This is a genomic window from Pedobacter sp. 05L430, from assembly GCF_056397585.1.
Genome location: NZ_JBFTNT010000197.1, coordinates 1 through 13,454, shown reverse-complemented (window position 1 = coordinate 13,454; position 13,454 = coordinate 1). Strand labels below are relative to the sequence as shown.

Sequence of the window (13,454 nt, the reverse complement as noted above, 5' to 3'; positions counted from 1 at the left end):
GCTATGGGTAGGTACTTATTTTGGCGGGTTAAGCTGCTTTGATGGTACAAAGTTCATCAATTATAAACACAATAGCCAAGATACAAATAGCTTGACTGATGACCGGGTGTGGGACATTCTTGAAGACCGGAGAGGAAATTTATGGATTGCTACCTTAGGTGGTGGGCTGGATAAATTCGATAGAAACAAACACATTTTTCTTCACAAAAAGGTAGGAGAAAAGAATGGTATAATTTCAAATTCGCTATCCTGTTTAATAGAGGATAGAAAAGGCAATATATGGATAGGTACCTCTGAAGGCGTTGATGAAATGAAACAGGATGGCAGATTTGTTCATTACAAGAATAAACCAGGCAATAAAAAATCGTTGACTAATAATGTTGTTTATGGCATGATGGAGGATAGCTATGGTTTTATATGGATATCTACACGTGATGGTTTAAGTAGGCTAAATCCTGAATCAGGGCAGTTCCAGAATTTCGACAGTAAAGATGGCCTCACTGAAATGACTACATTAAAAGTGGTTGAAGATAATGACAAAAATCTTTGGATAAGCACGGCGAATGGTTTGTTTGAGATCATTGTTAAGAAGATAAGCACAGACAAATTCTCTTATACCTTTCGTAAGTATGATGAACATGATGGTTTGCAGGGCAATGCGTTTAATGCCAATGCAGGCTATAAAACCAAATCGGGAGAACTTTTATTTGGAGGGGCAAATGGCTTTAATCTTTTTAAACCGGGCGATATCAGAAATGACAATACCAGGCCTATTATCGTTTTTACCGATCTGCAGATTTCTAACAGGAGTATTGGCATTGATGACCAGGTAAATGGAAGGGTTTTATTAAAGAAGTCTATCATTTTTACAAAAGATTTAAAGCTGAACCATAGCCAGAATGGATTTGCACTTGAGTTTGCAGCACTGAACTTTTTTAATCCTCAAAAAATAAAATACCGGTATAGGCTGGAAGGATTTGATCAGCACTGGCAGGAACTTCAGGGGGATAACCGATTGGCAACCTATACCAATATTGATCCGGGTGAATATACTTTTAAAGTGGTTTCTACTGATGCTTCGGGAAATTGGGTGAACAATGAGACCAGCCTTAATATTACCATTATGCCTCCATTTTGGAGAACAACGCTAGCCTATATCATTTACGTATTGCTAATTGGCGGTACGCTGTTTTTTATCCGGCATCGTGGCATTCAACGGATAAAGAAGGAGTTTTTAATAGAACAGGAACGACAACAAGCGAAACGGATGCATGAACTGGATCTGCTTAAGATAAAATTTCTTACCAATGTAAGTCACGAATTCAGAACGCCCTTGTCGCTGATCATTACGCCACTTGAGAAACTGATTAAACAAGCTCAGGATTCAGAGAGACCGCAACTTCAGATGATTCAGCGGAACGGGCGCCGCTTGCTGAATCTGGTAAATCAATTGCTGGATTTTAGAAGAATGGAAGTGCACGAATTAAAACTGCATCCTAAAACAGGAGATATCATTTCTTTTATTCAGGAGCTGTCGTTTTCCTTTAGTGATATAGCCGACAGAAAGAACATCAGTTTTAGTTTTCAAACCGATAGAAAGAGCCTGATTACTTTTTTTGATCATGATAAAATTGAAAGGATACTGTTTAATCTGCTTTCGAATGCATTTAAATTTACACCACAGGGTGGTAAAGTGAAAGTAAGTTTGCTCACTACCATTAATGAACAAAAACAAACCCAGTTAATTCTTAAAGTTTCTGATACGGGTATTGGTATTCCAGAAGATAACAAGGCAAGGATATTCGAAAGGTTTTTTCAAAATGACGTTCCCGATTCCATTGTTAACCAGGGGAGTGGTATAGGCTTGTCGATTACCCGGGAATTTGTAAGGTTGCATGGTGGGCATATTACGGTTGATAGTATTGTGAATGAAGGCACTGAATTTACAGTTTACCTTGTTTTTCCTAAAACGGATATGGAAACTTCCGATCCGGAACCTAAGCTCGACCTGCTCATTACCGCTGGGGTAGATGAAAATTCGGTAAGCGATCCCAAGTTTGTATGGAAAAGTAAAAAGCCGGTGCTCATGCTGATAGAAGATAATGAGGATTTTAGGTTTTATTTAAAGGATAATTTAAAAGAATACTACCAGATAGCCGAGGCAGCCAATGGTAAAGAAGGTTGGCAAAAAATACTTTCGATACATCCTGATTTGATTGTTAGTGATGTGAGTATGCCTGAAATGAACGGTATTGATCTTTGTCGGAAAATTAAAGCGGATAAGCGTACGGCCCATTTGCCTGTGATATTACTTACCGCGCTAACTACCGAAGACGAACAATTGATGGGCCTTGAAACCGGTGCAAGTGATTATATGACCAAGCCTTTTAACTTTGAGATCCTTTTGTCTAAAATAAGGAACTTACTGCAGCAGCAGGCGCTTTCAAAAAAGACCTACCAAAAGCAGGTAGAGTTTAAACCACTGGAAACAGAAATTGAATCTGTTGACGATAAGTTCATCAGACAGTTGTCTATTCATATAGAAAAACATTTGTCAGACTCCGCTTATACTGTCGACCAGTTAAGTGCAGACATGAATATGAGCAGGGTAGGTTTATATAAAAAAGTACTTCCGCTAACAGGTAAATCACCTGTAGAATACATACGCTCTTACAGGTTGCTAAAATCTAAACCCTTGTTGCTGAAATCGCAAATGACCATTGCCGAGGTAGCCTATGAAGTTGGCTTCAGTAACCCTAAACATTTCAGTAAATATTTTAAGCAGGAATTCAATATGCTGCCATCAGCGTATGCCTTAACAAAACCCGATCAAGAGTCTGTTTAATGCTCATTTTAGCAGATTTGTTAACATATGAATACCTAATTGTTATCATTTGAATGCCCTGCCTTTTTTTGCTTGCATATACCTTTAGAAATAAATAAACCAAGTATAAACAGTATTTATTTCTATGCGAAAAATTAGGGTGAGCGCCGTAATATTTATAGGTAGTATGTTACTATATATAAATGTAAACGGGCAAGTAAAAGATGATGTGCAAACAACCTCAGGAATTGAAATTCCCATTCAACATTCTCCCTCAGGAATTAAAAAAATAAAACTTCAGCCAGTATCCGATCAGATCATTCATGTAACTGCAATTGCGACAGACAAGTTTCCTGGCGACAAAAGTTTAATGGCTGTTAAGCTTTCAGATGCTGCTGTTAAATTTACAACAACCAACTCAGCCGACCAGGTAACCTTAAGTACTTCATCGTTAAAAGTTGAAGTATCTACTAAAACAGGTTTAATCACTTATCGTGATGCCAACGGTAAGGTGTTACTGGCCCAAACAAAAACAGAAGGGCTTTCACTTATCCCTAAAGTATTTAATGGAGAGCCATCCTATCAGGTTTCTCAGCTATTCGATGCGCAGGAAAATGAAGCATATTACGGTTTGGGGCAGCACCAGCAAGGGCTGGTAAATTATAGCGGACGCAGGGTAGATCTTGTGCAGTACAATACAGAAATAGGTGTTCCTTTTTTTGTTTCTAATAAAGGTTATGGCCTGCTTTGGGATAATTATTCAATTACACGCGCTGGCGACATAAGAGATTACCAGCCTTTAACTGCATTGAAATTATTTTCTAAAGAAGGGGATGAAGGATGGCTTACCGCTTCCTATACTTCAAAAACTGAACCCGGAAAGGTATTGCTTAAGCAACCTATATCTGAATTATCTATAAACTGGTTAACAGATCAGCATAAATTTCCTTCAAGCATAAAAATGCAGGATGCCGTGGTGCATTATGAGGGAGCCGTGGGAAGCGAACTTGAAGGGCTGTATCAGCTTCAGTTAAAATATGCAGGTTATATTAAAGTTTGGTTTGATGATAAGCTTGTTGCCGATTTTTGGCGTCAGGCCTGGAATTCAGGATCGGCAATACTAGATCTGGAATTAAAAAAAGATAAGAAAACCAAAATCAAAATAGAATGGATACCAGATGGAGGAGAATCATATCTGGGTATAACCTGTTTGCCTCCTTTGCCAGAATCATTAAAAAATACCTTTGCGCTTAGTTCCGAATCTGGTGCCTCAATTAACTATTATTTTATTGGGGGTGCAAATGCCGATCAGGTAATTAGCGGGTACCGCACAGTAACCGGAAAAGCGGTATTAATGCCAAAATGGGCTATGGGCTTTTGGCAAAGCAGAGAACGCTATAAAACACAGGATGAGATTTTATCAACGGTAAAAGAATTTCGCGACAGAAAAATTCCACTTGATAATATTGTATTGGATTGGTCGTACTGGAAGCAGCCGGAATGGGGTAGTCAGCAGTTTGACCCTGAGCGTTTTGCTGACCCTGATGGGATGATCAAATCTCTTCACAAACAAAATGTGAACCTGATGATCTCTGTTTGGCCTAAGTTTAATAAGGGTTTCGATATCTATGATAAATTAAACCAAGAAAATTTCCTTTATAAAAGAAACATAGTGGATGGCCGTGTAGACTGGATAGGCAAAGGATATTCGAATACATTTTACGATGCTTTTAATCCTAAAGCGAGAACTGCATTTTGGGAGCTGATGAACAAAAGGTTGTATAGCAAAGGTATAGATGCCTGGTGGATGGATGCTACAGAACCGGATATGCATTCGAATTTACCGGTGGAGATTAGAAAAGACCTGATGAATCCAACTTATGAAGGATCGTCTACAACTTATTTCAATGCATTTCCACTGGTTAATGCCAAAGGTGTTTACGAAGGACAACGTAAAGTAAACAACGAGAACAGGGTGTTTATTTTAACACGGTCGGCATATGCAGGCCTGCAAAGATATGCTGCTGCGGCCTGGAGCGGAGATATCGCTTCGAGATGGGAAGACATGAAAACCCAGATCGGTGCAGGGGTAAACTTTTCGCTTTCGGGTATGCCTTACTGGACCATGGATATTGGTGGTTTTTCTGTTGAAAAACGGTATGAGAAACCTAATAAAGAAGACCTGGAAGAGTGGAGAGAACTAAATGCCAGATGGTATCAGTTTGGCGCTTTTGTTCCTTTGTTTAGGGTACACGGACAGTTTCCTTTCAGAGAGATCTATAACATTGCGCCAGAGGGTCACCCTGCTTATAAAAGCATGCTGTACTACAATAAGTTGCGATATAGACTGATGCCTTATATCTATTCAATTGCCGGCAACACTTATCATCACGATTATACCATGATGCGCGGTTTAATGATGGACTTTCCTCAGGACCTTAAAGCTTCTAATTTGTCGGATGCATTCCTTTTTGGCCCTTCGCTATTAATTAATCCTGTTTATAAGTACAAAGACAGGAACAGAGATGTGTATCTGCCTTCAGGACAAGGATGGTATGATTTATCTCTTTGTGTATACCGGAAAAAATGCTTCATTCTCTCTTTATGAGGATGAGGGTACCAATTACAACTATGAGAAAGGTGCTTTTGCTACGGTAGATTTCAATTACGACGAAAAAACCAAAACGCTTACAGTAGGTGATCGCAAAGGAAGTTTTAAGGGAATGCTGGAAAATAGAACATTTAAGATCGTGGTGATTACCCCTAAATCAGCCAAGGCATTAGACTTTAACCAAAAGGCGAATCATAGTATTACTTACAATGGTAAGGCTACTACAATAAAGCTCTAACTAAAATTAAACCAATATAAAATGAATCAATTATTTACTAAATCTTTATGAACGGCATGAAAAAGAATTCTATGATTAAAAGAGAACATATTTTTCTGCTGATGTTTCTTTCACTGCTTGTTTTTAGCGAATCTTTATTTGCACAGCAGCGTCAGATCAGTGGAAAAGTAACTGCAGCGGATGGGCTCGCCATACCGGGTGCAGTGGTAAAAGTAAAAGGAAAAACTGGCGGAACAGGGACCGATAATGATGGTGCATACACCATTAATGCCCAAACCGGGGATGTACTACAGGTTAGCTCTATTGGTTTTGTAGCCAAAGAAGTAACAGTTGGACAAGGAAACACCATCAACATTAGTTTAGCTGAAGATAACCAGGGCCTCAACGAAGTAGTGGTAGTGGGGTATGGCGTTCAGCAAAAGAAACTGGTAACCGGCGCCACAGTTCAGATTAAAGGAGAAACGCTGCAAAAGCAAAGTACCACTAACGCCTTGCAGGGTTTACAGGGGCAAACTCCCGGCGTACAGATTACATCTACTTCTGGTCAGCCTGGCGAAAACATCAAAGTAACCATAAGAGGCTTAGGTACCATTGGCAATGCATCGCCGCTATATGTTGTGGATGGAGTGCTTACCGGCGATATCACCTATTTAAACTCATCAGATATAGAATCGATCGATGTTTTAAAAGATGCTGCATCTGCGGCTATTTATGGCTCGCAGGCGGCTAATGGTGTTGTGTTGGTAACCACAAGACAAGGTAAACGCGGGCAGACAGGACAAATCACTTTTGATGCTTACGCAGGTGTACAAAATGTTGCAAAAAAATTAGAGTTGCTTGATGCTTCACAATACGCAGCTATGATGAGCGAAGCTGCTGTAAACGGGGGGAAACAACCACTGTTCACTAATGATGAGATAAAAGCTTTTGGCAAAGGTACAAACTGGATGGACGAGATGTTTGTAGACAATGCGCTTACACAAAATTATGCACTTGGTGCATCCGGTGCATCTGAAGCCTCAGTTTATTCCTTGGGTTTATCTTATACCGGGCAGGAAGGTATAGTAGGGGGCAAAGGCTTGTCTAATTACCAACGCTACAGCTTTAAAATCAATTCTGAGCATAATTTTTATAAAGATATCATCAAAATCGGTCAGCACTTAACCTATACAGATATTAAAAATAATGGTATAAGTGTTGGTAATCAGTATAATAACACGCTTCGTGGAGCATTTAGTGCCAGCCCATTTTTGAAGATGTATGATGAGGATGGAAACTTCTTCGACAACAGTAAGTCTACATGGAACAATGCTGAGGCAAATCCTTATGCATCTATGGTATATAACAGCCAGAACAAAAATAATACTCAGCGTATACTGGGTGATATTTATATGGTAATCGAACCGGTTAAAAATCTAAAATTCAGAACCAGCTTAGGTATGGATTACAGTGCAGGCGAAAGTCGTTCTTATACCCCTGTCTACAGCCTTTCGGTTTACACTTATAACCTTGTTAACAAAGCCAGCCAGTCGATGAATAAAGGTAAATCTCTGATCTGGGATAATTTATTGAGCTATAAATTTACCTTAAATAATGACCATACTTTTGAAGCCATGGTGGGTAGTTCTGCATATCGTGCAGATGGTTCTAATATTTTTGGAACCAATACCAATTTGTTTGCTGATGGTTTTGATTATGCCTGGCTAAGTAACGCAACCGGTAAAACCGTAGCAGGTATTACTATTGGGGGTGGACCTAACGAGCCGGATCGCAGGCTATCTTATTTTGGCAGGTTAAATTATAACTACAAAGAAAAATACCTGTTAAATGCCACTTTCAGAGCTGATGGTTCTTCACGTTTTGGCCCGGCAAACCGCTGGGGGTATTTCCCTTCTGTTTCCGCAGGCTGGGTCGTAACAAACGAAAGTTTTATGCAGGGACAAAAGGACTGGTTAGACTTTCTTAAGGTACGTGCCAGCTGGGGGCAGGTAGGAAGTCAGAACATAGCTGCTTTTCAATATCTGGCACCAATTAAGCTAAATAATACAAACTATATTTTTGGCCCTGATGAGGGTGTGCTTACTCCAGGCGGCTACCAGGAACGAATCAGCAATCCCGCGGTGAAATGGGAAACCTCAGAACAGACTAATATCGGATTTGATGCTAATTTTTTGCAAGGCAAATTTGCGTTGAACTTCGACTGGTATAATAAAACTACCAAAGATTGGTTAATAGACGTACCAATTCTTGCCACAGCTGGAGCCCTTCCTCCTTTTATTAATGGTGGTAATGTGAAGAATACAGGTCTCGAACTGGCACTTACTTATAGAAACAAGGTGGGTGAATTTAATTATTCTGTTGGGGTTAATGGTGCTTACAATAAAAATAAAGTTACAAATATTCCTACTTCCGATGAAATTATTCATGGTGGAGAGAATGAACTGTTCAACAATGCACTTGAGTTCTATCGTGCTCAAACCGGATTCCCAATTGGTTATTTCTGGGGGTTAAAAACAGCCGGTATCTTTCAGAATGAAGCCGAGGTTCAAAATTACAGATCTGCCAATGGTAAGGTAATACAACCAACTGCTGCTCCTGGAGATGTTAAGTATGTAGATGTTAACGGAGATGGTATGATAGATAATCTGGATAGAGGCATGATTGGTAATCCGAACCCGAATTATACATTTGGTATCACACTTTCGGGTGATTACAAAGGTTTCGATTTTTCTGTTGTGGCTTCTGGGGTTGCCGGAAATGATATTGTTCAATCTTACAGAAATCCGTCTAGTCAGTTCGGTAATTATACCACCCGAATACTCGATAGATGGCACGGAGAGGGTTCATCGAATACCATTCCCCGTTTAACAGAAGACAACCGGAATTGGAGTAATTTCTCTGATCTGTATATTCAAAAAGGTGATTTCTTACGGATCAGTAACATCACTGTTGGTTATGATCTTGGTAAGGTATTTAAAAAGAGCTACCTGAAACAGGTAAGGTTATATGCTGCTGCATTAAACGTTTACACCTTTACAAAATACGATGGAATGGATCCGGAAATAGGTTATGGTACTCGAGGATTCGCGTCGGGTATAGACTTAGGTTATTATCCAAGACCAAGAACATTCATGATAGGAGCCAATCTTAAGTTTTAACTACAAGATCATAAAAATATGAAAGCTATAAAAATATATGCTGTTGCACTAAGCCTTTTATCGTTAGGTGCATGCAAAAAAGGTTTTCTGGATACTGAGCAAGTGACAGCAGTAACAGATCAAAATTTTTACAAAACACCAAAGGATGCATTTACTGCACTTGTTGGTTGTTATGACGGATTGCAAATTGTGTGGTCTGAGGGTATTGCCTTGCCGGTTGCAGCCGAAGTAATGTCTGATAATACTTTTGGCGCAACCGGAAATTCCGATGGTTTTGGTTATCAGATGATTGATGAATTTGATAAGTCGCGTTCACCATCAGACCAAAATTTATATAATGGAAACTGGGTTTTGTATTATAAAGCGCTGTTTCGTTGCAACACCCTTCTGGGCAAATTGGATCAGATAGAATGGGGTAACGATACTCAGTTGAGAAAAACATACGAATCTGAGGCCCGCTTTCTGCGTGCCTACCTGCTATTTGATATGGTTAGACTTTGGGGTAATATTCCACTGTTAACAGCTCCATCTACCGAGAATTTACCACAGAGTAATCCGGATGAAGTTTACAAGGTAATTGCTGACGATCTAAAATTCGCTGCAGCAAATTTACCGGAAGTTGCTTATCCGGCTCAGGCTGTTGCCAATCATGGTAGGGTTACCAGGTATGCTGCTGAAGCGCTGATAGGCCGTGTATTCTTGTTCTATACGGGTTACTATGCAAAGGCAGATTTAGTTGGTCTTGTATCTAAACCAGAAGCCCTTGCATATCTTGAAGATGTAATTACTAAAGGTGGATACGGTTTAATTGAAAATTTTGCAAACCTATGGCCTGCTGCATCATTAACATCATATGCAGGTGAGGATAATAAAGAAACMATTTTTGCAATAAAATATACTTATACAAGTGATTATGAAGGAAATACCGACGGTAACCACTGGATGGTAATGACAGGTATTCGTGAGCAGGCACTTTACCCGTATGGAAACGGATGGGGTGCTGAAACAGTAAACCCTAAACTGTGGAATGCATACTTGCCTACCGATACGAGAAGAGCAGGCTCTATCATTTCAATTGTAGACGAAAATTTGCCCTTCACCAATCAAAAAGGCCAAAGAGAATATACTGGTTACTATGTAAAGAAATATAGCCCAATGATCGGTTTAGACGGCAAGCCTCTGCCAGAATCACATGGTAATACCAGCTTCCAGATTGGCCAGTTCCAGGATTATGTATCTATCCGTTATGCTGACGTATTGTTGATGGCGGCAGAGCTGGGAAGTGGAAATGCGCAAACCTATTTTGATGCTGTTAGGCAACGTGCATATAAGGGTGCATTTACTCCGCTGGCGATAAGTCAGGCTAATATCATTAGAGAGCGCAGACTGGAATTTGCTTTTGAAGGAATACGCTATTATGATTTACTACGTCAGGGAATAGATAAAGCAGCTCAGGAAATTGCCGAAACTTCAACGGTATTAAATGGTGGTGTAAGTGCAGAGAAAAAAATATCTGCTGCAAATATCATTGCTACAAAAGGTTTGCAGCAAATACCATATACCCAGATCGGTCTTTCTAATGGAACGTTAAAACAAAATGCAGGTTGGTAACAGATCATCCATTTTAATCATTAAAGAAATGAAACTAAATATAAAAATATTTGCAGTGCTGATGATGCCTTTGCTGTTCAGTGCGTGTAAAAAAAATGAGCACAGTATTGACAGGACGCTCGATAAATCAGAAATTCAGTACACTGTGACCCAGGATTTACAGGCAGATGCCGGTGGAAATACCGTAATTCTTAAAAACGCTACACCCGGAACTATATCCATGTGGGATTATGGAACAGGAACCTCCAGAAGGATGATAGACACAGTTAAATTTGCCTTTAAGGGAGATTATGTGATTAAATTTTCTGTACTCAGCGGAGGATTAGAAGTGAAGATGGATTCTGTAGTCGTAAAAGTAACACAAGATAATTTGAACTACGTGAACGACCCTCTTTGGATAGCGCTTTCTGGTGGTGTGGGTAATGAGAAAGAATGGGTGTTGGATAYGGAAGGGGTTTATTTTGCAGGACCTTTTGCATTTTATGGAGTAAATATTGGTTGGCWTAAAGACGGCGGCCCATGGGGTGCCAATACCACAGGATGCTATGGTGCTGATTGTTGGAATTGGGGACCGGGACTTAATGATATTTATCCAAATATGATGGCTAAAGGTGATTATGGGGTAATGACGTTTGGATTGAAAGGAACTGCTTCTTTTAAAGCAGTGAAACCGATGGAAAATGGAATTACACAAAACGGCACTTATTTTTTAAATGTGAAYTCGAAAATATTGACCATTAATGGAGGGTCAATTCTTAGAGGATACAAACCTGCAAAGAATGGAATTACGGGAATAAGTAACTGGACAACCTATAAGATTTTATCTCTTGATGAAAATACGCTTCAACTGGGTGTAATCAGGGATAAGGATGTTGATGGCGAAGGACCTGCTATGCTCTCTTTCAACTTTATAACAAAGAACTTTGCTTCTTCACAATAAGCGAAAGTAAAGTCATTTGGTTTGGTGCAATCAAATGTTGAAAAGGATGAATGGCTTTTTTATTATATCCTTTAATTAAATCCGCTCGGGCTTCATTTTGATTCAGGTGAAGTCTGGGCATTTATTAAACATATTTTCTTATCTTGGAGGTAAAAACTCAATTTTATGAAAAAGTTATTTGTATTAACATTAATTGCTGGTTTGTTTACCACGCTGACCAGCTCTGCTCAGGATGACAAGTCCAAAAGAGTTAGCCCACCAGCTATAGCAAAAGAAACGCTTGCATCTGGAGCTGTGGTAACCATTGACTACAGTCAGCCTTCGGTTAAAGGCCGTAAAATAGGCGCCGATATTGCTCCTTATGGAAAGGTATGGCGTACCGGAGCAAATGAAGCAACTGTATTTGAAACAAGCAAAGATGTAAAGGTAGAAGGTAAAGCCCTTGCTGCAGGTAAATATGGTTTGTATACAATTCCAGGAGAAAAAGAATGGACAATTATCTTTAACAAAACCTGGAAACAATGGGGTACTGATTACACTGAGGCAGATGACGCAATTCGTGTAGCGGTAAAACCTGGTAAASCTGCTTCTGCAACTGAAAAAATGACTTTTAAGATTGAAAAATCAGGAAAAGTTAGCCTTTTATGGGGTAATGTTGTAGTGCCGTTTACTGTTAAATAGCAGGTAAGTAATTTAAGCTACAGCGGGTATCATCCATATGGATGATACCCGCTGTTTTTATGTACTAATAAACCGCAGTGTCTTTTCAACCACTTGCTGCAAATGCTCAGGTAAGCTTGCCGATGCATACGGATGCGATGCCCCATAAACATGATTGGCTCCCTCAATCTTTAGTATTCTTGCGTTAAGCTGGTTTTGTGCCAGCTCTTGTGCAACACTAAACTTTACGTTTACATCATCATCGCCATGCAGAATTAACCAGGGTATGTCTATCTTTCTTGCAGCTTTAACGATGTTTAGCGCTTCTTTGTGCTCATTAAAGTCTGCTAATAAAGTGCTGTTTAGTGGCATTTTTTCTTTAGTCCGTGCATTTTCTACATATATTTTGCCTGTTTTGGTCCATTCTTCTTCCTGCTCTTTTTTCCAAAGGCTCGAGAAATCTGAAATAGACGACCAGGTAATCAGTTTATCAATCCTTTCATCATTAGCCGCTTTTATAATGGATAGCCCGCCACCCCGACTATGTCCGATAAGGTAAATAGGGAAAGATGGGTAGGTTGTTGAAACATAGTTAACCACCTGGTCAACATCAAAAAGTTCCTTGCTAAATGTGTTATCAGCAAAGGCTTCCATGTCGGTTACATCATTAAAATTTTGCGCTGTTACGCCGCCATGACTAAGGTTAAACTTCACATACCGGTAGCCATTTTTAGCAAACCATTGGGCAATTAGGTTGTGAGCACCCCAATCTTTGAAGCCTTTAAAGCCGTGAACAAATATTATGGTACCAATGTTTGTGTTCTTATCGTCATATGTCGTGTCGCCAAATATGTTTTTTTCATCCGCTCCTTTTATTGTAAATTGCTCCTTTTGTATCATATATGTCTGCATTTATGGTGTTTAGCCAATATAACAATTTTTATATCGGGATGTTTAAATGAATCTATTTATTTAAAATCTTTCTAAATAACTCTTAATTACAGCATAATGACAGTGGAACAAGGGCGTCTTATTACTTTTGTTTCGCTAAAAATAAACAGGATAATAGATTTTGGAATATTTAAAGATCATTGCTTTTACGCATAAACAGATTGACCTCAAATCTTTAGGTAAATTGGTGATATGTGAGCAGACGCTGGACGACAGATTGAGAAACATTCAATCTGAGTTAGGAGTTAAAGAAATATTCTACGTAGGAACGTGCAATCGTGTTGAATTCGTATTCACATCCTCAGAAAAAGTCGACAGAGATTTTATCAGTCGTTTTCTTACTGTGTTAGATATGGGACTACCTGATCAATACATGGATAAGTTCATAGAAAATGTTTCTGTTTATGAAGAGGCCGAGGCGTTTAATCACCTGCTTCGTACATCCTGTTCCTTAGAAAGTC

The 13,454-nt window shown here is 39.3% G+C and carries 8 protein-coding genes and 1 pseudogene; 8 read left to right on the top strand and 1 reads right to left on the bottom strand.

Annotation, left to right across the window (positions count from 1 at the left end; all coding sequences use genetic code 11):
- From AC1DG9_RS19615 to AC1DG9_RS19585, 7 genes are all read left to right on the top strand, one after another.
- On the top strand, nt 1–2,845 hold a 2,845-nt coding region (locus AC1DG9_RS19615), incomplete at its 5' end, for a hybrid sensor histidine kinase/response regulator transcription factor (RefSeq protein ID WP_477635083.1).
- Nucleotides 2,846–3,011: 166 nt separating this feature from the next.
- Nucleotides 3,012–5,432, top strand: a complete 2,421-nt coding sequence (locus tag AC1DG9_RS19610; RefSeq protein ID WP_477635082.1) for a TIM-barrel domain-containing protein — start codon at nt 3,012–3,014, stop codon at nt 5,430–5,432.
- Complete coding sequence (locus AC1DG9_RS19605) at nt 5,380–5,673, top strand: DUF5110 domain-containing protein (protein ID WP_477635081.1); 294 nt, start codon at nt 5,380–5,382, stop codon at nt 5,671–5,673. Before AC1DG9_RS19610 ends, AC1DG9_RS19605 begins: the two co-directional genes overlap by 53 nt.
- A gap of 56 nt (nt 5,674–5,729) precedes the next feature.
- Complete coding sequence (locus AC1DG9_RS19600; protein WP_288879627.1) at nt 5,730–8,831, top strand: SusC/RagA family TonB-linked outer membrane protein; 3,102 nt, start codon at nt 5,730–5,732, stop codon at nt 8,829–8,831.
- An 18-nt stretch (nt 8,832–8,849) separates the two neighbouring features.
- Nucleotides 8,850–10,442 (top strand): RagB/SusD family nutrient uptake outer membrane protein, encoded by a 1,593-nt coding sequence (locus AC1DG9_RS19595; protein WP_172660979.1) that lies wholly within the window; start codon nt 8,850–8,852, stop codon nt 10,440–10,442.
- Between the two features lie 28 nt (nt 10,443–10,470).
- Nucleotides 10,471–11,382 carry a hypothetical protein gene (locus tag AC1DG9_RS19590; RefSeq protein WP_477635080.1) on the top strand — a complete coding sequence of 304 codons (912 nt, stop codon included), beginning with the start codon at nt 10,471–10,473 and terminating at the stop codon, nt 11,380–11,382.
- A gap of 165 nt (nt 11,383–11,547) precedes the next feature.
- Nucleotides 11,548–12,063 carry a DUF2911 domain-containing protein gene (locus AC1DG9_RS19585; protein ID WP_477635079.1) on the top strand — a complete coding sequence of 172 codons (516 nt, stop codon included), beginning with the start codon at nt 11,548–11,550 and terminating at the stop codon, nt 12,061–12,063.
- Nucleotides 12,064–12,120: 57 nt separating this feature from the next.
- On the opposite strand, the gene AC1DG9_RS19580 is transcribed toward AC1DG9_RS19585, so the two are convergent.
- Nucleotides 12,121–12,954: an alpha/beta hydrolase family protein gene (locus tag AC1DG9_RS19580; RefSeq protein WP_288879630.1), complete on the bottom strand. Its 834-nt coding sequence runs from the start codon at nt 12,952–12,954 to the stop codon at nt 12,121–12,123.
- A 160-nt stretch (nt 12,955–13,114) separates the two neighbouring features.
- Between AC1DG9_RS19580 and AC1DG9_RS19575 the strand changes: the two are divergent.
- A pseudogene (locus tag AC1DG9_RS19575) lies at nt 13,115–13,454 on the top strand (glutamyl-tRNA reductase); the annotation flags it as partial.